The sequence below is a fragment of the Actinomadura sp. 1N219 genome (assembly GCF_044326405.1).
GTDB lineage: Bacteria > Actinomycetota > Actinomycetes > Streptosporangiales > Streptosporangiaceae > Spirillospora.
Genome location: NZ_JBIRAY010000007.1, coordinates 130,036 through 152,829, shown reverse-complemented (window position 1 = coordinate 152,829; position 22,794 = coordinate 130,036). Strand labels below are relative to the sequence as shown.

Annotated in this window: 18 protein-coding genes; 17 read left to right on the top strand and 1 reads right to left on the bottom strand. The window is 72.2% G+C overall.

Going from position 1 to position 22,794, the window contains the following annotated elements; genetic code table 11:
* Positions 1–71 precede the first annotated feature (71 nt).
* From ACH35V_RS22615 to ddaH, 13 genes are all read left to right on the top strand, one after another.
* Positions 72–1,316 carry an MFS transporter gene (locus tag ACH35V_RS22615; RefSeq protein WP_395974938.1) on the top strand — a complete coding sequence of 415 codons (1,245 nt, stop codon included), beginning with the start codon at positions 72–74 and terminating at the stop codon, positions 1,314–1,316.
* Positions 1,317–1,496: 180 nt separating this feature from the next.
* Positions 1,497–3,005, top strand: a complete 1,509-nt coding sequence (locus ACH35V_RS22610; protein ID WP_395974937.1) for an ABC transporter substrate-binding protein — start codon at positions 1,497–1,499, stop codon at positions 3,003–3,005.
* A 12-nt stretch (positions 3,006–3,017) separates the two neighbouring features.
* On the top strand, positions 3,018–3,851 hold the full coding sequence (locus ACH35V_RS22605) for an isocitrate lyase/phosphoenolpyruvate mutase family protein (RefSeq protein ID WP_395974936.1): 834 nt from the start codon (positions 3,018–3,020) through the stop codon (positions 3,849–3,851).
* A 260-nt stretch (positions 3,852–4,111) separates the two neighbouring features.
* Entirely contained in the window at positions 4,112–5,353 is a 1,242-nt protein-coding gene (locus tag ACH35V_RS22600) for an acyl-CoA dehydrogenase family protein (protein ID WP_395974935.1), read from the top strand.
* 133 nt (positions 5,354–5,486) lie between these two features.
* On the top strand, positions 5,487–6,767 hold the full coding sequence (locus ACH35V_RS22595) for a SidA/IucD/PvdA family monooxygenase (protein WP_395975143.1): 1,281 nt from the start codon (positions 5,487–5,489) through the stop codon (positions 6,765–6,767).
* The gene (locus ACH35V_RS22590) at positions 6,764–7,156 is read left to right on the top strand and encodes a cupin domain-containing protein (protein ID WP_395974934.1); all 393 of its coding nucleotides are present in this window, start codon (positions 6,764–6,766) and stop codon (positions 7,154–7,156) included. Before ACH35V_RS22595 ends, ACH35V_RS22590 begins: the two co-directional genes overlap by 4 nt.
* Positions 7,153–8,688 carry a class I tRNA ligase family protein gene (locus tag ACH35V_RS22585; protein ID WP_395974933.1) on the top strand — a complete coding sequence of 512 codons (1,536 nt, stop codon included), beginning with the start codon at positions 7,153–7,155 and terminating at the stop codon, positions 8,686–8,688. The genes ACH35V_RS22590 and ACH35V_RS22585 overlap by 4 nt, the downstream gene beginning before the upstream one ends.
* A complete protein-coding gene (locus ACH35V_RS22580) occupies positions 8,681–9,808 on the top strand; it encodes an NAD(P)/FAD-dependent oxidoreductase (RefSeq protein ID WP_395974932.1) in 1,128 nt (375 codons plus the stop codon). Before ACH35V_RS22585 ends, ACH35V_RS22580 begins: the two co-directional genes overlap by 8 nt.
* A gap of 62 nt (positions 9,809–9,870) precedes the next feature.
* Positions 9,871–11,169, top strand: coding sequence for an ATP-grasp domain-containing protein (locus ACH35V_RS22575; RefSeq protein ID WP_395974931.1), 1,299 nt, complete (start codon positions 9,871–9,873; stop codon positions 11,167–11,169).
* Entirely contained in the window at positions 11,166–11,552 is a 387-nt protein-coding gene (locus ACH35V_RS22570) for a hypothetical protein (RefSeq protein ID WP_395974930.1), read from the top strand. The genes ACH35V_RS22575 and ACH35V_RS22570 overlap by 4 nt, the downstream gene beginning before the upstream one ends.
* Complete coding sequence (locus tag ACH35V_RS22565; RefSeq protein WP_395974929.1) at positions 11,552–12,907, top strand: FAD-binding oxidoreductase; 1,356 nt, start codon at positions 11,552–11,554, stop codon at positions 12,905–12,907. Before ACH35V_RS22570 ends, ACH35V_RS22565 begins: the two co-directional genes overlap by 1 nt.
* A gap of 2 nt (positions 12,908–12,909) precedes the next feature.
* The gene (locus tag ACH35V_RS22560) at positions 12,910–13,482 is read left to right on the top strand and encodes a flavin reductase family protein (RefSeq protein WP_395974928.1); all 573 of its coding nucleotides are present in this window, start codon (positions 12,910–12,912) and stop codon (positions 13,480–13,482) included.
* Positions 13,483–13,484: 2 nt separating this feature from the next.
* On the top strand, positions 13,485–14,321 hold the full coding sequence (gene ddaH / locus ACH35V_RS22555) for a dimethylargininase (RefSeq protein ID WP_395974926.1): 837 nt from the start codon (positions 13,485–13,487) through the stop codon (positions 14,319–14,321).
* 26 nt (positions 14,322–14,347) lie between these two features.
* Here ddaH and ACH35V_RS22550 read toward each other — a convergent pair whose 3' ends face one another.
* Complete coding sequence (locus tag ACH35V_RS22550; protein ID WP_395974925.1) at positions 14,348–15,700, bottom strand: hypothetical protein; 1,353 nt, start codon at positions 15,698–15,700, stop codon at positions 14,348–14,350.
* 1,643 nt (positions 15,701–17,343) lie between these two features.
* Between ACH35V_RS22550 and ACH35V_RS22545 the strand changes: the two genes are divergently transcribed.
* From ACH35V_RS22545 to ACH35V_RS22530, 4 genes are read left to right on the top strand one after another with little or no spacing between them, the layout of a single operon-like run.
* A complete protein-coding gene (locus tag ACH35V_RS22545; RefSeq protein ID WP_395974923.1) occupies positions 17,344–19,473 on the top strand; it encodes a hydantoinase/oxoprolinase family protein in 2,130 nt (709 codons plus the stop codon).
* On the top strand, positions 19,470–21,695 hold the full coding sequence (locus ACH35V_RS22540; RefSeq protein WP_395974921.1) for a hydantoinase B/oxoprolinase family protein: 2,226 nt from the start codon (positions 19,470–19,472) through the stop codon (positions 21,693–21,695). Before ACH35V_RS22545 ends, ACH35V_RS22540 begins: the two co-directional genes overlap by 4 nt.
* Positions 21,695–22,543 (top strand): hypothetical protein, encoded by an 849-nt coding sequence (locus ACH35V_RS22535; protein WP_395974919.1) that lies wholly within the window; start codon positions 21,695–21,697, stop codon positions 22,541–22,543. Before ACH35V_RS22540 ends, ACH35V_RS22535 begins: the two co-directional genes overlap by 1 nt.
* Positions 22,540–22,794, top strand: a complete 255-nt coding sequence (locus ACH35V_RS22530; protein ID WP_395974918.1) for a hypothetical protein — start codon at positions 22,540–22,542, stop codon at positions 22,792–22,794. Before ACH35V_RS22535 ends, ACH35V_RS22530 begins: the two co-directional genes overlap by 4 nt.

Genomic DNA, 22,794 nt, shown 5'->3' with positions numbered 1-22,794 from the left:
ACTTCCCGGAACCGTGCCGCTTTGAGCACTCTTACCGAGTGACTCACAACAAACAACTCATATGGCCGTGGATGATCGCGGGAATCGGTTTCGCCGCGCTCGTCGGCGCGGCCGGGTTCCGGTCCACGCCCGGCGCGCTGGTGGAACCGCTGCAGGACGAATTCGGCTGGTCGACGGGCACTATCGGCTTCGCCATGTCGGTCAACCTCGCTTTGTACGGCGTCACGGCGCCATTCGCCACCGCCCTCATGGAACGGTTCGGTGTACGCAAGGTGACCGCCGGTGCGATGGCGCTGATCGCGCTGGGCAGCGGATTGACGGTGTACATGACGGCGGCCTGGCAGCTCGTCCTGCTCTGGGGCGTGATGGTGGGCCTGGGCGCCGGTTCGATCTCGCTGGGATTCGTGGCCACGATCGGCACCCGGTGGTTCGTCAAGCGCCAGGGCCTCGTCACCGGCGTCCTCTCGGCCGGCGGCGCGACCGGTTCGCTGATCTTCCTGCCGCTGGTGACGTCGTTGAGCGAGTCGGAGGGCGGGTGGCGGACGGCCGCCGTGGTGGTGGCCCTGGTCGCGGCCGCCGCGGTGCCGATGGTGCTGTTCTTCTTCCGCGAACACCCCGCCGACGTCGGGATCCCGCCTTTCGGCGCCAAGGAGATCGTGCCCCCGCCGCCCCCCACGGGCAATGCCGCGCGGCACGCCATCGACCGGTTGAAGAGCGCCGCCCGCACCCAGCCGTTCTGGTTCCTCGCGGTGAGCTTCTTCATCTGCGGCGCCACCACCAACGGCATCGTGTTCACCCATTTCATCCCCGCCGCCCACGACCACGGCATGCACCGGGTCACCGCCGCCGGCCTGCTGGCGGTCATCGGCATCTTCGACCTTGTCGGCACGGTTCTTTCGGGCTGGCTCAGCGACCACGTCAACCCGCGGATCCTGCTGGCCATCTACTACGTGCTGCGCGGCGTCTCGCTGCTCCTCCTGCCGCAGGTGTTCGACGAGAAGGTCACCGGGTTCATGATCGTTTTCGTCGTCTTCTACGGGCTGGACTTCATCGCCACCGTGCCACCGACGATCATCCTGTGCCGGGAGCATTTCGGGATGTCCGCGCCGGTCGTGTTCGGCTGGGTCTTCGCCGCGCACCAGATCGGCGCCGCCTGCGCGTCCACCCTGGCCGGCATGGCCCGCGACAGCTTCGGCGACTACGCGCCCGCCTGGTACACGGCCGGGCTCCTCAGCATCGGCGCGGCGGCCCTTTCCATGGCGATCAGGCGCGCTCCGGCCAAGGAGGAGGAGACCAAGACGCTCACACCCGCCTGACCTCGCGCAAGCCGGACGCGTGCCGGCGCGGCGGGCCCGGTGCGTTTGATCTGTTGATTGATCTGGTTCCCGGAGATGGCAGCCAACCCGATGTTTTGTTGAACTCTGATCGGCGCGGACGCCCGGCGGCTCTGCGCGAGTTCCGACGCCATCGACCAGACGAGGTTTTGAGGGGGAAGTGTGCGCCCATCCATCATCAGCTACCACGGCACCGAGCCGGAGAACGCGCTGATACCCGGCCACACGACCGAGTCCGGCGGGGTCAAGGTGATCGCCGCCCTGTTCCGCGGGCTGGTCTCGTACGACCCTGTCGACGCCCATCCGCGGAACGCGGTCGCGGAATCGATCGAGACCGCCGACTCCGCGGTCTTCACCATCAGGCTGAAGCCCGGCTGGACGTTCCACGACGGCACGCCCGTCACCGCGAGCAGTTTCGTCGACGCGTGGAACCACACCGCGCACGGCCCGAACAAGATGCAGGCGGCCAGCTTCCTTTCGCACATCGACGGCTTCGACGAGGTGAACGCCCCCGACTCCACGGTCGCGGAGCTGTCCGGCCTGAAGGTCATCGACGACCGCACCTTCGCGGTGACGCTGTCGGCGCCGTTCTCCGAGTTCCCCGTCACGCTCGGCTGCAGCGCGTTCTTCCCGCTGCCGGAGGCGTTCTTCAAGGACCGGGAGGCGTTCGAGGAGCACCCGATCGGCAACGGCGCGTTCAGGTTCGTCTCCCGGGAGCGCGAGAAGAACATCCTGCTGGAGCGCTACGACGGGTACGCCGGGGACGACATGCCCAGCATCGGCGGCGTCGACTTCCGGATCTACGCCGACCTCGGGGACGCCTACCATGACGTGATGGCGGACGAGCTCGACTACCTGGACGTCACGCCGTTCTGGGCGCTGGAGGGCGACCGGTACCTGAAGGACCTGCCGAACCGCACCCACGACCGGACCTACCTCGGCATCCAGACGATCTCGTTCCCGCTCTACGACCCGCGCTACGCCGACCCGCGGGTGCGGCGGGCGATCTCGATGGCGATCGACCGGGTCAAGCTGATCGACAAGATCTTCCAGGGCCACCAGGTGCCGGCGGACGGCCTCGTCCCGCCGGCCATCTCGGGGCGCGCCGAGGACCAGGGCGGCGAGCTGTGCACCTACTCCCCGGCGCGGGCCAGGGAGCTGTTCGAGGCGGCCGGGTTCGAGGGCGACATCGAGCTGACGTCCAACGTCGACTCGCCGAACCAGCCCTGGATGGAGGAGGTCTGCGCCTCGATCACCGAGACGTTCGGGGTGCCCTGCCGCTTCGTGCCGATCCCGACGCTCGGGGAGTTCCGCCGCAAGCTGAACGCCCGGGAGATGACCGCGGTGTTCCGCTCCGGCTGGGTCGCGGACTACCCGTCGATCGAGAACTTCCTGAGCTCGATGTACCGGACCGGCGCCTCGGACAACGTCGGCGACTACAGCAACCCCGAGGTCGACGCCCTGCTGTCCGCCGCGGAGAGCGCACCGACCCAGGAGCAGGGCTGGGCCCTCTACCAGGAGGCGGAGCGGGCGATCCTGCGGGACATGCCGACGATCCCGATCTGGTACCAGAGCACGCTGTCGGCCTGGTCGACGCGGCTGCGGGACGTCCAGCCCAACCCGTTCCGCGAGCTCGACCTCTACAGCGTCACCGTGGCGGAAACACAATAGGGAGGAAACGGCGTGGACAGTGAAGTTCAGCAGGCCAGGGCGGCAGCGCTGCGTGAGCTGCACGACAGCGGAGTGCTCGTGCTGCCGAACGCGTGGGACGCGGGCAGCGCCGCGCTCATCGCCGGGGCGGGCGCCAAGGCGATCGCCACGACCAGCGGCGGGGTGTCGTGGTCGCTCGGCCGGCCGGACGGGCACGGCCTGACCCGGGACGAGATGGTCGAGGCGGTCCGGCGGATCGCCGCGGCGGTCGACGTCCCGGTGACCGCGGACGTCGAGGGCGGCTACGGCGCGGCCCCCGAGGACGTCGCCGCGACGGTGGCCGGGATCGTCGAGGCGGGCGCGGTCGGGGTGAACATCGAGGACTCCAGGGCGCCCGGCGGCCCGCTCTTCGACGCCGCCGAACAGGGCGCGCGGCTGCGCGCCGCCCGGGACGCGGCGGTGAAGGCCGGCCTGCCGGACCTGGTGATCAACGTGCGCACCGACGTGTTCCTGTTCGGCATCGGGGAGGAGGCGGGCCGGCTGGACGACGTCATCGCGCGTGCCGGCGTCTACGCCGAGGCGGGCGCGGACTGCCTGTTCGTGCCGGGCCTGATCGACCTCGACGCGCTGGGCAGGCTGGTGGAGGCGTCGCCGCTGCCGGTGAACGTGATGGCCTGGCCGGGCGCGCCCACGGTCGCCGAGTTCGAGGCCGCGGGCGTGCGCCGGGTCAGCCTCGGCACCGCGCTGAGCCAGGCGGCCTACACCGTCGCGCAGCGCGCGGCCGCCGAACTGCTCGGCAAGGGCACCTACACCGAGCTGGAGGGCGCGCTCGACTTCGGCAGCATCAACAGCGCCGTCAGCCGCTGACGGCATTACCCGGCGGTCTCGCCAAACAAAACAAACTGACGGGCCACGGCGTCGCCTGATAGGCCCGCGCCACGTCATTCGACCGGCGGTCACGCACTTCGCGTGACCGCCGGTTTTGTTTGTTTGTTCTGCGTAATTCGCACTTGATTGTTCGTTGCGGTCAATGCTTCCGGTCAAATATCCGGCTGGCTTGAATGGCGAGCAGGCGGTGATCGCCGCCGCCCCCCAGCAATCGCGTTCACGATCGAGGGAGCGAGCTGATGGCCACTGCACCCAGCCGTCCGGGCGCCGCCGAGGCCCCGGCCCCGGCGCCGCCGCGAACGGGCGAGGACATCCTCCGCCGCGTCCGGGCGATCGTCCCCGAGCTACAGGCGCGCTCGGCCGAGATCGAGCGCGAGCGCAGGCTGCCGATGGACGTCGTCGAGCTGCTGCGCGGCACCGGCGTGTTCCGGATGGGCTTCGCGCACGAGTGGGGCGGCCCCGAGCTGAGCTCGATCGAGCAGACCGAGATCATCGAGGCGGTCTCCTACGGCGACCCGGCGGCCGGCTGGTGCGCGATGATCGGCTCCGACACCGGCCTGTACGCGGCGTTCCTGGACGAGCCGGTGGCGAAGGAGATGTTCCCGAGCCTCGACCTGATCACCGCGGGGCTGCTGTTCCCGACCGGGAAGGCCGAGATCGTCCCGGGCGGGTACCGGCTGACCGGCCGCTGGCAGTTCGGCAGCGGCGTCACCCACGCCGACTGGGTGATCTCCGGCGCGTTCATCTACCGCGACGGCGCGCCGGAGCCCGGCCCGGACGGCGACCCGCACGACTCCAAGCTGATGATGGTGCCGCGCGAGGACGTCGAGGTCATCGACACCTGGTACACCACCGGGCTGGCCGGCAGCGGCAGCTGCGACTACACGATCACCGACGTGTTCGTGCCGGCCGAGCGGACGCTGACGTTCGACTCCGTCCGCAACGGCGAGGGCCCGCTGGCCCAGCCCGAGGTGCACATGCGCAACATGCCGGGGGTGCCGCTGGGCATCGCGCGGGCCGCGCTCGACCACGTCCGCGAGATCGTCGCGGCGCGGAAGAAGGGGGACGACTACCGCACACAGATCACCGTCGCCGACTGCGAGGCCGACCTCGTCGCCAGCCGCCACGGCGTGTACGGGGCGATGCGGCGCCAGCACGAGCTGCTCGCCGCCGGGGGCACCCTCGACGACCTGACCCCGGAGGAGCGGGCCGCGCTGCCGCTCTCGCGCAGGCACGCGTTCCGCACCGCGCGGTCGATCGTCACCCGGCTGTACGACCTGCTGCAGACCAGCTCCATCTACCAGCCGTCCCCGATGGACCGCTGGCTTCGCGACACGCACACGATGTGCCAGCACGTCGTGGCCCAGGACCGCATCCTGCAGTCGGCCGGGGCCTACCTGCTGGGCGCGAAGCCCGGGTTCCCGCTGTGCCTCGGCATCACCGCCGCGAAGCCCGCCGGCGCCGGCCGGCCGGCGTCGTGACCTTCCCCAGGTGAGCCGATCCGACGACTCCCTCGATCCGCCCGCAGGGGCGCGACCCTCTCGGCCTGCCCGCACGGGGGCGCCGACCGGAACGACAGGTGGGATTGTGAAAGTCCAAGAAGTTGACATCGTGATGATCGGCGCGGGCCCGGCCAACCTGGCGCTCGCCGTGGCGCTGGAGGAGTCGGCCCCGGCCGAGATGGCGCGCAGCGCGCTGATCCTCGAACAGCACTCCGACGTGAAATGGCAGCGCGGCCTGCTGCTGCCGTGGGCCCGCAGCCAGGTGTCCTTCCTCAAGGACCTGGTGACGCTGCGGAACCCGCGCAGCCGGTTCTCCTTCCTGAACTTCCTGCACGAGACGGGCGAGCTGGACAGGTTCGTCAACCTCAGCACCTTCAACCCCTACCGCTGGCAGCTGTCGGCGTACCAGCAATGGGTCGCCGGATCGTTCCAGCACGTGCAGATCCGCTACAACGCCCGCGGCGAGGGGGTCGAGCCCCGCCTCGCCGACGACGGCTCCATCGCCGGCTGGACGGTCACGCTCGCCGGCGGCGACGTCGTGCACTGCCGCGACCTGGTGATCGGCGCCGGGCGCGACCCGCACATCCCCGAGGTGTTCCGGGACCTGCCGGCGGAGCGGGTCGTCCACAGCACGCAGTACAGCGCCCGCATCGCGGAGGCCGACACAGGCGGCACGCTGCGGCCGGTGGTCGTCGGCGGGGCGCAGAGCGCCGTCGAGATGTTCATGGCGCTGTCGCAGGATCTGCCGCAGAGCCGTCCGACGATCGTGCTGCGCTCGATCGGTTTCCAGAACTACCAGACCAGCAAGTTCGTCAACGAGCTGTTCTTCCCCTCGTTCGTCGACGAGTTCTTCACGATGCAGCCCGAGGCCCGCGAGCAGGTCCTGGAGGAGATGCATCTGACGAACTACGCGGGGCTCGCGCCGCCGTTCGCCGACGAGCTGTACTACATGCTCTACCAGCAGCGGATGCTCGGCGACCAGCGCTCCACCGTCCGTCCGCTGACCGAGGTGGTCGGCGCCCGCGTCGACCGGGACGACGTCGTCCTCGACCTGCGCGACCGCAAGAACGGCAAGGTCGAGCCGCTGCGCTGCGACCTGGTGTTCCTCGGCACGGGCTACGACTCGCGGATGCCCGTCATGGTCCGCGACCTCGCCGCCCGCTCGGGCCTCGACGAGGTCGTCGTCAGCCGCCGCTACCGCGTCGAGCTCGGCCGGCCCGCGTCGGGCGCGCTCTACCTGCAGGGTGTCAACGAGGCGACGCACGGCATCGCCGACTCCCTGATCAGCGTCCTGGCGCACCGCTCCCAGGACATCACCGACGACATGCTCGCCCGCCGCGCGTCCGAGCTCGGCCGGGACGGGCGGCTGCCGGAGCAGGTGCGGTCGGCATGATCGAGAGCGAGGACCGCATGTTCGAGATCCGCACGCTGGACCGGGCCGACCTGACCCGGGCGTACGGCCTGGACTCCGAGCGGCTGCTGCCGTGGCCCGTGCTCAACGCCCCGTTCGAGGGCGCCTGGTGCGTTCTGCGGGCCGGGACGGAGTCGACTCCGCACTCGCATCACGAGTACGAGATCTTCATCGCGATGACCGGCCGCGCCAAGCTGCGCATCGACGGCGAGGACGTTCCGTTCGTCGCGGGCGACATCGTCCACTTGATCCCGGGCAGCAACCACCAGGTGGTGAACGACACCACCGAGGACTTCGAGTATTACGGCATCTGGTGGGACGCCGAGATGGCGGAGTCGTTCCTCGACCGGCACCGGAAGCGTTCGTCATGACCGAGCGGACGGTGGTGATCTCCCCGGCGCCCACCGCCAACGGAGACCTGCATCTCGGTCACCTGGCAGGCCCGTTCCTGGCCGCCGACGTCTACACCCGCTATCTGCGGGCCACCGGGCGCACGGCGTACTTCGGGACGGGCTTCCAGGACACGTCCACCTTCGTCGTGACGACGGCCGGCCGGCGGGGGATGGCGCCGGAGGCGCTGGTGGCGGAGTCGGCCGGGCGGATCTCGTCGAGTCTCGACGCGGTGGGCATCGGCGTCGACGGGTTCACCGGCGACGACGAGCGCTTCACCAAGTGGGTCGCCGACTTCTGGCAGCGGGTCCACAGCGCGGGGAAGCTCGAGCTGAAGACCATGAAGTTCCTGTACTCGCCGAGGACCGGCCGGTTCCTCGTGGACGGCTTCGCTGGCGGCGGCTGCCCGGTGTGCCTGGCCGACGGCTGCGCCGGGCTCTGCGAGACCTGCGGGAACCCGATCGCGGCGGCCGACCTCATCGACCCGCGGTCCACGCTGGACCCGGACGACCCCGTCGAGCCGCGCGAGGCGCGGGTGCTCGTGCTGCCGATGGAGCGCTACCGGGAGCGGCTGCGGGCGTACCACGACGTCCACGCGACGGCGATGCGCCCGCACATGGCGCAGGCGCTGCGGGAGATGCTGTCGCGCCCGCTGCCGGACTACCCGGTCACCTACCCGATCTCCTGGGGGATCCCGGCGCCCTTCCCGGAGGTCCCCGGGCAGGTGATCAACCCGAACGCGGAGCCGGCGGCGTGGAGCATGCACGCCTCCGCGCTGTCGGCGGAGCGCTGGGGCGAGGTGCCCGGGACCGACGACGCGCTCTGGCTGTCCGGCGCGGGCACGAAGGTCGTGTACTTCCTCGGCTTCGACAACACCTACCCCTTCGCCGTCGCGATGATGGCGGTGCTGCTGGCGCACGGGGACCAGTACACGCTGCCGGTCGAGTTCGTCACCAACGAGTTCTACCTGCTGGACCACGAGAAGTTCTCCACCAGCAGGGGGCACGTGGTGCGGGCGGGTGACCTCGCCGCCGAGATGCCGCGCGACCTGGTCCGGTTCCACCTGGCCGCGACCAGCCCTGAGAACCAGTGCACCAACTTCAGCCGGCCGGACATGGCGAAGGTGACGGGGTCGTGGCTGGCCGAGCCCTGGAACCGGGTCGCGGCGAAGGCCGGCCGGTGGGCCGGTCAGGGGCCGCTGCCGGTGTCGGAGCGCTCACGCGGCGCCGCCGTGCGGATCATCGACCGGTTCGCCGCGTCGTACGAGCTGGACTGCTTCAGCCTCGTCCGGGCGGCGCAGACGCTCACCGAGCAGGTCGCGCGGCTGGACCGGTGGGACCCCGCGCCGGACGAGGCGGGCGACTTCTGCCACCAGGCCGAGGTCGTGCTCCGCTGCGCCGCGCCGATCCTGATCGACCTGGCCGCCGCACTGCCGGACACCGCGATCCGCCGCGACGGCCCGTCCACGATCACCCCGGTCCGGCTGCCCGCGCTGGGCGGAAGCGATGGCTGAGATGGCCCGGAGCGCACTGGACGAACCGTTACGCGGCTGGACGGACCAGCGGATCGTCATCGTCGGCGCTGGCGTCACCGGACTGCTGGCCGCGGTGCGGGCCGTGCTGCTGGGCCACCACGTGGTGGTGCTGGAGCGGGGCGCGATCCCGAACCCCGGCGCCAGCTCGTTCGACCACCACCGGGCCGTGCGGGCGCTCGTCCCCGGCGACCCGTCCGCGACGCGGCGGGCCGCCGCCGCGCACCGCCGGTGGGTCGAGCTGGAGTCCCTGCTGTGCGGCCCCCGGCCGGGCGCGGGCTTCTACCGCCGGATCGGCGTCGTGACCGCGTGGCCGGAGGCCGAGGTCCCTGCGGTGGCCGCGGCGGCGCGCGACGCCGGGCTGCGGGTGGAGCTGGTCGGCCCTCGCGAGATGTGGCCGATCGGGTTCCCGGACGGCACGTCCGGCGTCCTGGAACTCGACGCAGGCGTGCTGCTGGCCGACCGTGTGCTGGCGGCGGCGGCGCAATGGCTGGACCGCCATCCGGCGGCCGAGCTGAGGCCGGGGCACGAGGTGGTGGCGGTGGACGCCGACACCGCGAGGGTCGAGCTGGCCGACGGCACGGCCGAGCACGGCGACCTGGTGCTGGTCGCGGCCGGGCCGTGGTCGTCCCGGCTGGTGGACGTGCCCGTGGTGGTGCACCGGCAGACCATGGTCTACCTGACCCCGCCCGCCGAGCTGGCGGGACGGTGGGAGCGCATGCCCAGCGCGGGGCGGATCGGGGCGGACGGGCGGGGCTGGCTGCTGCCGCCCGGCGCCGGCGCCCATCTCAAGATCAGCACCGACGCGGCCTGCCGCGAGGTCGCCTCCGCCGGGGACGGCGTCGCGGATGACACGGACGCGGACGAACGGGCCTGGGCCGACAAGATCCTCGCCGCCGGAATCCTCGCCGACGCGGACGCCTACACGGTCGCCGCCGTGAAGCGGTGCCACTACGCGGTGGACGCGGGCACCGGCGCGGGCCGGCTGGCCCGGGTCGGGACCTCGGTCTGGGCCCGCGCGGCCAGCGGCGGCGACGGCTTCCGCACCGCCCCGCTCGTCGCCGACCAGATCGCCGGCGCGCTGCTGGGGGTGGCGGCATGAGCCGGCCCGCCCCGGAGCCGCCCCCGGCGTTGCCCAACCCCTGCCGGATCGGAAGGAAAGAGATGAACGCCTCCAAGAGCGTGCTGCTGGTGATCGGCAGCGGGCTGAAGCTCTACCGCGAATACCTGATCCGCTCGGCGAGCGCCCGCGCCCGCGCGGCGGGCCTGGAGCTCGTCCTGATCAACAACCTCAAGCCCACCTGGCAGCACCCGTACTTCGACGAGATCCACGTCGTGAACGTCTTCGACCACGACAAGCTGCGGGCCGCGGCCCGCGAGGTCGCCGCGCGGCGCACCGTCGCGGGCCTCGTCTGCTACGACGAGCCGCTGGTGATGCCGGCGGCCGAGCTCGCCGCCGAGTTCGGCGTGCCGGGCCTGTCCATCCCCGGCGTGCAGGGCTGCCGCGACAAGCGCAGCACCCGGTCGCGGTTGACCGCCGCGGGCGTCCTGCAGCCGGCCTTCGAGATGACCGACAGCCTCGACCAGGCCCGCGCGGCGGCCAAGCGGATCGGCTACCCCGTCGTCGTCAAGCCGCGCGCGCTCGGCGCCAGCATGGGCGTCGTCCTCGCCGCCGACGAGGCCGCCCTCGACGCCGGCTACCGCGTCGCGCACGAGGCCAGCCTGATCGGCGACGAGGAGTACCGCGGCGGCGCGATCGTCGAGGAGTACGCGGACGGCCCGGAGATCAGCATCGACGCGGCCGTGCACAAGGGCGAGTACCTGCCGATGTTCCTCGCCCGCAAGCGCACCGGCCAGTACCCGTACTTCGAGGAGGTCGGGCACGTCATCGACGCCGACGACGAGCTGCTGCGCGACCAGGAGCTGATCGGCACCCTCGCCCGCGCGCACCGCGTCCTGGAGATCGAGGACGGCATCACCCACACCGAGGTGCGGCTGACCGCGCGCGGCCCGCTGATCATCGAGATCAACGGGCGGCTCGGCGGCGACCTGATCCCGTTCGTGGGCAAGATCGCCACCGGCATCGATCCCGGCCACGTGCTCGTCGACGCCGCCACCGGGACACGTCCCGACATCGCCACGACGCGCAGCGGCGTCGCGGGCATCCGGTTCGGCTATCCGGGCCACGACTGCGTCGTGCACGCGGTCCGCGTCCCCACCGAGTCGCCCGGCCTGGTCACGGCGTCGCCGATGGTCGACCCCGGGACGACGCTGCGGCTCCCGCCGGGCGGCTACATCGCCCGCCACTCCTTCGTGGTGGCCGAGGCCGACGACCCCGCGACCTGCGACGCGCGGCTCGAGGCCGCGCTGGCGCTGGTCGAGATCGACGCCGCGGAGGTCGAGCCGCCGCCGCCGGGCACCCGCCTGGAGATGCCGGCCGGGCTGCTGGACGCCGACGCGTGACGATCGACTACGAGGGCCGGCTGTTCCAGCGGGCGGGCGGCGGCGACGGCACCGTCGCCCGCTACCGGCAGGACGGCGACCTGGTCTGGGCGCACTTCGGCGGCGGGAAGGTGCGGCGCGGCACGGTCACCGGCACCTGCGAGCCGGACGGCACGCTGCGGCTCGGCTACGTCATGGTGCTGGTGACCGGCGAGGTGATCTCCGGGCACACGGTGAACGTCCCGGAGCGGCGCGCGGACGGACGGCTGCTGCTGCGCGAGGAATGGGAGCGGTTCGGGGAGCACGCCGGCGCCGGCGTCTCCTACCTGGAAGAGGTCGCCGCACCCGCGGGCGGATCTGCGGACGAGGCCGCGAAGCGTGCGGATGTGACGGGAGCGGTCTGATGATCGATTGGGCGGATCTGCGCGGGCTCGTCGAGGGGCGGCTGCGGCTGCCGGGCGACGACGGGTTCGGCGAGCGGACCCGGGCGCACAACGAGCGGTACCGGCACGTGCGTCCGGCCGCGGTGCTGTCGGTGGCCTCCGCCGCCGACGTCACGGCGGCGATCGGCTGGGCGCGGCGGCGCCGCGTGCCGATCGTCGCCCGCGGCGGCGGCCACGGCTACGCGGGCACCTCGGTGAACACCGGCCTGGTGCTGGACCTGCAGGGCCTGGACGAGGTCCGGGTCGACCCCGTGACGGAGCTGGTCACCGTCGGCGGCGGCGCCCGGACCAAGGGCATCCACGACGTGCTGCGCAAGTACGGCCTGATGTTCCCGCTGGGCAATTCCGACGACGTCGGGATCGGCGGGCTCGTGCTGGGCGGCGGCGTCGCGGCCTCGTCCCGGGCGCTCGGGCTGACCTGCGACGCGCTGGTCGAGACGGAGCTGGTCCTGGCCGACGGGTCCGTCCTGACCTGCAACGAGACGCAGAACGCCGACCTGTTCTGGGCGTGCAGGGGCGGTGGCGGCGGCGCCTTCGGGGTGAACACGTCGTTCACCTTCCAGGCCCGTCCCGTGATGGACGTGTCCACCTGCCTGCTGCTGTGGCACTGGGAGCACGCCGCCGACGTCCTGACCGTCATGCAGGGCGTCATGCGCGACGCGCCGGACCGGTTCGCCGCCCGCATCGGCATCAGCAGGTCGTCCGGCCAGGACGGCGTGGTCTCGGTGGTCGGGCAGCACCTCGGCCCCGCCGCCGAGCTGCGCGAGCTGCTGTCGCCCGCGCTGGCGGCGGCCCGGCCGCACCGGGCGGACATCGCGGACCGGACGTACTGGGACGCGGTGGAGTACCTGCACCACGCCTCCGCGGGCGGCGCGTTCGCCGTGCGGACCCGGACCACCCCGGCGCCGCTGCCCGGCGACGCCGTCCGGACGCTGGTGACCGCGGTCGAGAAGTGGCCGGGCAGCGGCAACGCGGACGGCGGCGGCGCGGCGCTGTTCACCTGGGGCGGGGCGATCAACCGCGTCGGGGCGGCGGACACGGCGTTCCCGCATCGGGACGTGCTGTTCCTGCTCTCGCTGGACACGGCGTGGGACCCCGGCGACCCGCCGGAGACGGTGCGCGCCAACCTCGACTGGCTCGCCCGGCTGCACCGGGACATGGGCGAGTTCGCGGCGGACGCGTCGTACGTCAACTTCGCCGACCCGGACCTGGCGGACTGGCGTTCGGCGTACTACGGACCGAACCTGGCGCGGCTCACCGAGATCAAGCGCCGCCACGACCCGGACCGGGTCTTCGACTCCCCGCAGGCGATCTAGCCATGACGACCAGGTCATCGCCGGCGACGCCGACCAGGGAAGCGCCGCTGGACCTGCGCGGGGTGATGCGGAGCTTCGCGACCGGGGTGTGCGTCGCGGCGACGTACGCCGACCTGGCGGACGGACGCCGCCACGACGCGGTGACGATCAACTCGCTCAGCTCGGTGTCGCTCCACCCGCCGCTCGTGTCGGTGTGCATGCGGATGGAGTCGCTGTTCCTGGCCGACCTGCTCGCGACGAAGAAATGGGCGGTGTCGGTTCTGCCGCACGGCGCCCGCGAGATCGCCCGCGTGCTGGCCAAGGACCGGGCGGCGCGGCGGGACGCGCTCGGCGCCCTGCCCGCCTCGCCCGGACCGCGGACCGGCACGCTGGTGTTCCGGTCGGCGAGCTGGCTGGAGTGCGAGCTGTGGGACACCTTCGCGCTCGGCGACCACACGCTCGTGGTGGGCGAGGTCGTCGCGGCCGACCCGCGCCGCGACGGGCCGCCGCTGCTGTTCGTGGACGGCGGCTACCGCGTCCCGGCGGACCCTGGCCCGTCCGCCGCGCACGAGATCCCCGATTCCCCCTGGTGGTAGACATGGAACGTGTAGCGACCCCTCGGCACTACCTCATGGTGCGGCCCACGTACTTCGACGTGGTGTACTCGATCAACCCGTGGATGAACCCCGAGAAGCCGACGTCCACCAGGCTCGCCATCGCCCAGTGGGAATGGCTGCGGGACCTGTTCGCCGACCTGGGCCACGAGGTCGACCTGCTGCCGCCGCGGCCCGGCCTGCCCGACATGGTGTTCGCGGCCAACGGCGCCACGGTCATGAACGGCCGGGTGCTCGTCGCGCGGTTCCGCGACTCCCAGCGCGCCGCCGAGTCCGACGCGTACCTGGAGTGGTTCCCGGCGCACGGCTACACCGACGTGCGGCAGGCGCGGTGGGTCAACGAGGGCGAGGGCGACTACCTGGCCGCCGGGTCGGTGATCCTGGCGGGGACCGGCTTCCGGAGCACGCCGCGGGCGCACCGGGAGACCGAGGAGTACTTCGGCGTCCCCGTGATCGGGCTGACCCTGGTCGACCCGCGCTTCTACCACCTGGACACCGCGCTGGCGGTGCTCGCCGACGACACCGTCATGTACCACCCGGAGGCGTTCTCGGCCGAGAGCCGTGAACGGCTGGCGGAGCTGTACCCGGACGCCGTCCTGGCCACCGCCGCCGACGCCGCGGCCTTCGGCCTCAACGCCGTGTCGGACGGACGGCACGTCGTCCTGCCCCAGGCCGCGACCGGGCTGATCGGCAAGCTGCGCGAGCACGGCTTCGAGCCGATCGGCGCGGACATGTCCGAGCTGCTCAAGGCCGGTGGGAGCGTGAAGTGCTGCACGCTGGAGCTGCACGGGACCGTCCCCGCAGCCCGGCCTGACCGGTGATGGACGCCGTCCTCACCCGAGGGGCGTCAACTGAAGATCGATCTCTGGTTCATCATCGGGATCACGTACCGGACGACGAAGGCGCGCACCAGCGGGTCGAGCCGGTACGCGCCGGCGCGGCCGTCATGGCGGAGCAGGCCGGCGGCGGCGAGCTCGTCCACCACCTCGTCGCCGATCGGCGCGGTCGACGTGAGGTCGTCGGCCCGGCCGGCCGGCTCGCCGGGCGAGCGGTGCGCCAGCTCGTGCAGCAGCGTCCGGGCCGCCCCGCCGAGCTGGAGGTACGCGGACCTCAGCAGATCGGATACCGACACGTCCCCGATGCGCAGCCAGTCGAGCAGCGCGCCGCGGTCGGTCAGCCGCCCGATGATCCGGGCCAGCGGAACGTCCGGGCGGGCCGCCAATTTGCGGACCGCGATATCGATGGCGAGCGGAAGGTCGCCGCACAGCTCGGCGAGCCGATCGCAGTCCACAAGATCAGCCGTGACGCGATCGGCCAGCGCATCGGTGATCATCGTGACGGAATCGTCGCGGGGCAGGACGTCCAATCGCACGCGGCGGACATCTCGTAGGCCGAGCAGCGGATTTCGGCTGACCACGATCATCGCGCCGCGCCGTGTTTCGGCCATCAGAAGCCGGACCTGCCGCTCGTCGCGCACGTTCTCCAGCAGCATCAGGAGCTTTCTCTCGGCCAGCATTGAGCGGAGCACCCCGGCCTGCTGGCCGAGGCCGGCGGGTAACTGCTCGTCGCGCATGCCGCACGCGCGCAGGAAACACGTCACCAGGCTTCTGTCGTCGGACGGCGCCGATCCGAGATCTGCATAGAGTTGGCCATCGACCATCTCACCGGCGATTTGATGAGCGTAATCCAGCGCGAACGCGCTTTTGCCGACTCCGACCGGCCCGCAGATGACGATTGGCGCGGCGGCCGGCCTGCTGAGCAGACTCCGTTCCCGGGATCGCCCGACAAGCCCGCGCGGCCGCAACGGTAACTGCGCGGGAGGCGGTAAGACCGTGCGACCCGGCATGACGGTGCGGCCCGGCAGAACCGTGCGGCCCGCCAGAACCGTGCGGCTCGTGAAGTCCCGCGGCCGCGGAGGGGTGGGCGGCTGCGGCGGCGGGGTGCCGGACACCTCGAGCCAGCGCCGCCGCCAGACCTCCTGATCACCCCCGCAGGCCGCCACGAAAGCGAGTGTGACCTGCAGCGTCGGCAATCGATGGCCGCTCGCGGCGCTGGACAGCACCGAGGGTGAGTACAACGCGGACCGTGCCATGTCCCGATACGTCGGATTGCCCGCCAGCGCGCGCAGCCGCCTCAGCTCGCTCGCGAAAGCCGCGACCGCCCCGCCGGAGGCGTTGATCGGCTTCTCCGGTCTCCCCATGTCTCCTCGTCTTCGCCGAATCCCACTTCAGATGAGGTTCGGGCTCGCGCCCCATGACGAACTGCCTTCGCCCCCCGGTTACGCAGAGGCGAAGAAGATGATCGCGTGTATTCCCCCGTGATATGTCGGCGAGCATCCCTCAGGGGGCGGCTCCGCCCGCAGCGCCTTGGTCATGCGGACACCGGGCGCTGACCTGCTGGAATTGCGCTACGTCACGAAAATCGGGTGCCTTGACCGGCGGGGTCTGTGCCGACGGCCTTTCCGGCGCGCGCCGCATGCGCGCGCCTAGGACCCTCGCTCGCAACTATCCGTTACGGAATGTCCACAGAAGATTACCCGGGCCTGCTCACGGCAGACTTCCCCCAGCGCGCGGCGCGCATAGTAGTGGATGTCTGTGACGCCGGAAAGCCGGGCCAGGGCGTGCAAATGCAGACTCAACCTGATCCTCCATGATCGGACAGGGTACGTACCGTGGTCATATAGGGCCTCGGGCGCCCAGCATAATGGGCTCATTCCTGAGACGGACGTCCGGGCTAAATGGTTCGATTCCCCCCATGTTTCGATAGCGATGGGGGAAGTGAAACTTTCACGCCCGCCGTCCGGCCCCGTGTTCTCTCCCCCCGGCATGCCCGGACCCGCCTCCCGTCGTGGACCGCGTGCTCGCGACCCCGCATGAGCCGCTGCACATCACACTCGGCCGTCGCCGGGAAACGGCGTCGTCGGCGTGGTGTCAGGTAGGCGCACGCCTGGTGTCGAAGCCGTGGACGAAGACCGCCGCCCGCGGCGGCGGGCGCGCAGGACGCTCCGCACCGCTGCGGCGTGACGGTTCGTGGCGTGTCATGCCCGTTCCCCTTCGGTGCTGATTCCTCTACTTCGCACCGGCGGGCGACACCGGATGGGTGCCGCGGCGTGCCGATCCATGAACCCGAAGTCCGGGACGTCGAACACCGTCCGTATCGAGCTGACGCCAATCAGGTATCTGGTCCATGTAAATGCACGCGCAGTTTCTTGCAATAGCTCATTCCTGGCGTCAGGCAAGAAAGTCAATCGTTGGAAAGAAGTGAACGGCGGAGCCCGCCCGGCGACCTCCGCAGGACCCCGGCCGAGATGCTCCGGCCAGGAACGTTGGCAGCCGAGGGCAGGACGGCCGCGTCCTCCCAGGCCCTATCCGGTTTCTCGCCCGACGCGGGGCGCCCCGACCTCACCCGGAGGCAGTGCCGCTCGTCCTGCTCACGGCCGGGGAAGGGCTGCTGATCGTCCACCGGCGGCTTTATAGGTTCGCCATGAACAAGGGTTCGGTCCAACCAAATTCCCCACAGCGGCCCTTCTTGTCGCGCGGCAAGGAAACGGTCATTCTCTGTCCCGCCCGCTTTCGCCGCGGCCGTCATGCGCGGGTCGGCGCCGCCGGTCGCGCCCGTCACGGACGCGGCCCCGCCCGCGAGCCCGCCCTCTGCGCCGGATGTGCTCGCGTCACCCGCGTCGCAGGAGTTTCCGCAGGTCCCCGCCTCAGTCCGCAGTGCGGACTGAGGCGTTGTGTGTGAGGCGGGCCGCCTCGCAGAGTGTGACCCGCGGCACGACACGGCCGTCGCATCGGCGGCATATCGCGTTCGCGAAGACGTTTTCGTCGACTCCGTGGAGAGAGCGTGGACAACTCATCGGGATCCAGCCCGCGGTTCTTCGTGGGCACGGACGTGGGCGGGACGTTCACCGATCTCGTCGTCCTGCGGGACGGGCGCCCGCCGCGGCTGTTCAAGTCGGCGACGACCCCGGACGACCGCTCCGAGGGCGTCGTGAACGCCCTGCGGCTGGCCGCCGAGTCCTACGGGCTGGACCTTCCGGGCTTCTGCGCCGCCGTCGTCTACTTCGCGCACGGCACCACCGCGGCGACCAACGCGCTGATCGAGCGCAAGGGCGCGCCGACCGCGCTGCTCACCACCCGCGGGTTCAGCGACACCATGCTCATCCAGCGGTCGATGACGTCCTGGGTCGGCATGGGCGCCAGGACGGGCCACTACAGCCGCCGCCGCAACCCCGACCCGATCGTCGAGCGGGCGCGGATCGTGGAGATCACCGAGCGGATCGACTCCGGCGGCGCGCACGTCGTCGCGCTGGACGAGGACGAGGTGCGCGCGGCGCTGCGCCGATTGCGGGACGAGGGCGTCCGCGCGCTGGCGGTGTCGTTCCTGTGGTCGTTCGTGAACGGCGCGAACGAGGAGCGGGTCGCCGAGATCATCGGCGCGGAGTGGCCGGAGGCGTACGCGACGCTCTCGCACGAGGTCGCGCCGGTGATCGGCGAGTACGAGCGGTCGGCCACGACGGTCGTCAACAGCTACCTGGGCCCGGTCATCCGCGACTACGTCGCGAACCTGGAGGGGCGGCTGCGCGCCGCGGGGTTCACCGGCGACTTCTCGATCATGGACTCGGGCGGCGGGGTCATGCGCGCCGAGGACGCGGCGCGCCGCGCGGCCTCGATGCTCACCTCCGGGCCGGCCGGGGGCGTGCTGGCCTCGACGGCCCTGGCCGCGCGGCTCGGGCACCGCAACGTGATCACCTCGGACATGGGCGGGACCAGCTTCGACGTCGGCCTGATCATCGACGGCGAGCCGCTGGTCGAGCGGGTCAGCGAGGTCGGGGACCTGCATCTGGCGCTGCCCCGGATCAAGGTGACCGCGATCGGCGCGGGCGGCGGATCGCTCGCGGCCGTGGACGAGTCGGGCGTCCTCGTCGTCGGCCCGGAGAGCGCGGGGTCGGTGCCAGGCCCGGCCTGCTACGGGCGCGGCGGCGACCGTCCGACCGTGACCGACGCCGACGTGGTGCTAGGCATCATCGACCCGGCCCGCTTCCTCGGCGGGCAGATGCCGCTGGACCGCGCGCTCGCGGAGAAGGCGATCCGCGTGCACGTCGCCGACCCGCTCGGGCTGAGCGTGGAGGACGCGGCGGCCGGCATCCGGAAGGTCGCCGACAACCAGATGGCCGACCTGCTGCGCAAGGTGACGGTCGAGCAGGGCCACGACCCGCGCGACTTCGTCGTCTACGCCTACGGCGGGGCGGGCCCCACGCACGCCTACGCCTACACCGAGGCCGCGGGGATCGCGACGCTCGTCGTCCCGCCGACCTCGACGGTCCATTCCGCGTACGGGGCCGTCACGTCCGACCGGTACCGCGCGGTGCAGACGACGGAGGTGCACCGCACCCCGCCCGGCGCGCCGGACCCGGCCGCCCACCTGGACGCCGGGGCCGTCTCCGCCACCTTCGACGCGCTCGCCGCGCAGTGCCGCACCGACCTGGACGACGACCCGCGCGTCCGCCTCTCGCGAGTGGCGTACCTGAAGTTCCGCCGCCAGTCGCACGAACTGCCCCTGACCGTTCCCGACGGCCCCGTCACCACCGGCGTGCTGCGCGCGCTGATCGAGGACTTCCGCGCCGCCTACGAGCGGATCTACGGCGCGGGCACCGCGCTGCTGGAGGCGGGCGTGGAGATCCACACGCTCCGCGTGGAGGGACGGGTGAAGATCACCGACGTCCGGGAGGGGCGCTACCCGGGCGCCGCCGACCCCGACGCCGCCCTCATCGGCGAGCGCGAGGTGCACTTCCCCGAGACCGGCCGGACCGCCGCCCGCGTCTACCGCGGCGAGGGCCTGGGCGGCGGCGCCGCCCTGCGCGGCCCCGCGATCCTGGAGTTCGCGGGCACCACCGTCGTGCTCGGCCCGAACCAGTCGCTGGCCGTCGACCACCACAGCAACCTCGTCATCGACTGCAAGGGGGAGGCGTGACCGCCACCGCGACCGCCGCCGAGACCGCCATCGACCCGATCACCTTCGAGGTGATCCGGCATCGCCTGCTGGCCATCACCGACGAGCAGGGCGCGACCCTGGCGGCCATCTCCGGCTCCACCCACGTGGTCGAGGCCAGCGACTACAACGTCGGCCTCTACCTGCCGGACGGCTCGGTCGCCGCGATGGGCCGCACGATCCTGTCGCACGCCTCGTCCATGGCGGCGATCACCCGTTCGGTCATCCGGGACTGCGCCGAGTCGCCCGGCATCAACCCCGGCGACATGTTCATCGTGAACGACCCGTGGAAGGGCACCGTCCACGCCCAGGACGTCGGCCTCATCGCGCCGATCTTCTTCGGCGGCGAGCTGCTCGCCTGGACCGGCGCGATGTGCCACATGGTCGACGTGGGCGGCATGACGCCGGGCAGCTTCTGCATCGACGCGACCGACTCCTACCAGGAGGGTCTGCAGATGCCGCCGACCAAGCTCGTCGACGGCGGCGAGGTCCGCACGGACGTGTGGAACCTGATCCTCGGCCACACCCGCATGGCGCCGACCGTCAACCTGGACCTGCGGGCGCTCGTCGGCGCGAACAACACCGCGGTCCGGGCGATGACGGCGCTGGCCGAGAAGTACGGCGCGGCGACGGTCCGCACCGTGATGGCCAACCTCATCGGCCTGTCCGAGCGCCGCCTGCGCAACCGTCTCGCGCTCCTGCCCGACGCGCGGCTGCACTCGCGCGCCTTCCTCGACAACGACGGCGGCCTCGCCCAGTCGTCCGAGAACGCCACCTACGAGGTCGACCTGGTGCTCACCAAGCGCGGCGACACCCTGCACTTCGACTTCTCCAGGTCGTCCCCGCAGGCCAAGGGGTACATCAACTGCGCCCACTCGGGGATGATGGCCGGGATCGCGGCGGCGCTGCTGCCGACGCTGGCCTTCGACGCCCCGTGGAACGAGGGGCTGTTCCAGCCGGTCGAGGTCGAGTGCCCCGAGGGGCTGATCTGCAACGCGGCGCGTCCGGCGGCCGTCAGCGGCGGCGCGCTGGAGGCGGGCTGGCTCGTCGAGATGACGGCCCTGGAGTGCCTGTCCAAGCTCGCGGCCTGCTCCGACGAGCTGCTGCGGGAGGCCCAGGCGGGCCCCGCGGGCGGGCCCGACAAGTTCGTCCTCACCGGCGCGGGCGAGAACGGCGCCCGCCAGACCTACGTGATCATGGACTGCCTCGCCACGGGCGGCGCCGCCTACGCGCACCGCGACGGCGCCTGGACGCAGGGCCAGCACAACATCGAGCGGCAGAAGATCTCCAACGTCGAGGCCGTCGAGATGGACGCCCCGCTGCTGTACCTGTGGCGCGGCCTGGTCGCCGACTCCGGCGGCGCGGGCCGCCGCCGCGGCGGCATGAGCATGGGCGCGGTCTACACCGTGCACGGCGGCCGGGACGTCACCGCGCTGAACTCCGCGCACGGCTGGGAGGTGCCCAACTCCACGGGCATCTTCGGCGGCTACCCGGGCGCGCAGAACACCCGCACCGTCGTGCACGGCAGCGACGTCAAGGCGCGGCTGGCCGCCGGGGTCGTCCCCGCGGTGGGGGAGCTGTCCGGCGAGCGCCCGGCGATGCGGGGCCGCCAGGGTCTCTACCGCCTCGGCGACGACGACGTCCTGGCCACCGTGCCGCAGGCGGGGGGCGGCTGGGGCGACCCGCTCGACCGGCCCGCCGAGTCCGTCCAGGACGACCTGGACTTCGGGGCCGTCACCCCGGACGGCGCCGTCCGGCTCTACGGCGTGGTCCTGGCGGCGGACGGGCGGGTCGACGCGTCCGCCACCGCCGGGCGCCGCGAGGGCCTGCGCGCCGAGCGCCGGTCCCTGCCCGCCGACCTGCCCCTTCCGGAGCAGCCGGTGGGGGAGCGCACCCGGATCCACCCGATGGGGGACGGGCTCCAGGTCGTCGAGGCCGACGGCCGCCGCTGGATCGCCTGCGCCTGCGGATGCGTTCTGTCGGCGGCCGAGGAGCCTTGGCGTCCCCGCGCGTCGGTCCGGACCAGCCGCGACGTCCACGCCTTCAGCCTCGCCACGCGCCTGGACGAGGGCCTCGAACTGCGCGCCTACTCCTGCCCGTCGTGCGGCCGGCTCCAGGCCACCGACGTGGTGCGGCGCGGCGCCGCGCATCCCGACGACATCCGCCTGCTCACCGGCCGCGAAGGCCAGGAGGAGGAGGGGTGATGGGCCGGCTCGCCTTCGCCGCGGCGACCTCGCACGTCGGCGCGATCGTCAAGAACCCCGACGCCGACCCGGCGGTCTCCGCGGCGCTGCACGAGGCGTGGCGGAAGCTCGACGCCGAGATCGCCGCCGCCCGCCTGGACGCCGTCGTCCTCGTCGCCACAGACCATTACGAGACGTTCGGGCTGGAGAACTACCCGGCCTTCTGCCTCGGCGTGGCCGACGAGCACGAGGGCTGGGCGGAGTTCGGCAACCCCGGCGGGACCGTCGCCGGCCGGCCCGCCATCGGCGCGGCGTTGCTCGCGGACCTCACCGCCCGCGGGTTCGACCTGGCGCGCTCGCACACCATGCCGCTCGACCACAGCTTCACGGTTCCGCTGGCCAAGCTCCCGGCGGCCGCGGCCGCCGGGGTGGTGCCGCTGTTCGTCAACTGCAACACCCCGCCGCTGCCGACGCTCCGCCGCTGCGCGGACCTCGGCGCGGCGCTGCGGGAGGCGGTGCGGGCCCTGCCCGGCGACGCCCGGGTCGGCGTGATCGGCACCGGCGGCCTGTCGCACTGGGTCGGGCTGCCCCGCTTCGGCGACGTCAACGCCGAGTTCGACGTCCGGCTGCTGGACCTGCTGGAGCGGGGCGACGCCGGGGAGATCCTCGGCTGGGACGACGCCGCGATCCAGGAGGAGGCCGGGAACGGCGCGCTGGAGATCCGCACGTGGCTCATCGCGGCGAGCGCGGCGGGCGGCCCGGCCCGCGTCCACGCCTACCGGCCGATGCCCGCATGGACGGTCGGGATCGGCATCGCCGCCTTCGAGATCGCCGCCGTCGAGGTGGCCGCCGTCGAGGTGACCGGATGAGCATCGTCGCCCTCAACCGGCTCGCCAGGGAACTGGAGCACACCCCCGGCCTGCTCGCGCGCTACCTGGAGTCTCCGGAAACCGTCCTCGACGGGTACCGGCTGACCGGGCCGGAACGGCGGGCGGTGACCGGCAAGGACGCGTCCTGGCTGCTCGACGCCGGAATGAACCCCGTCGCGCTGCGCAACCTGATGGTCGTGCTCGGGGTCGCCCACCGGGACATGTACCCCGCACCGAAGGACGGCTCCTGA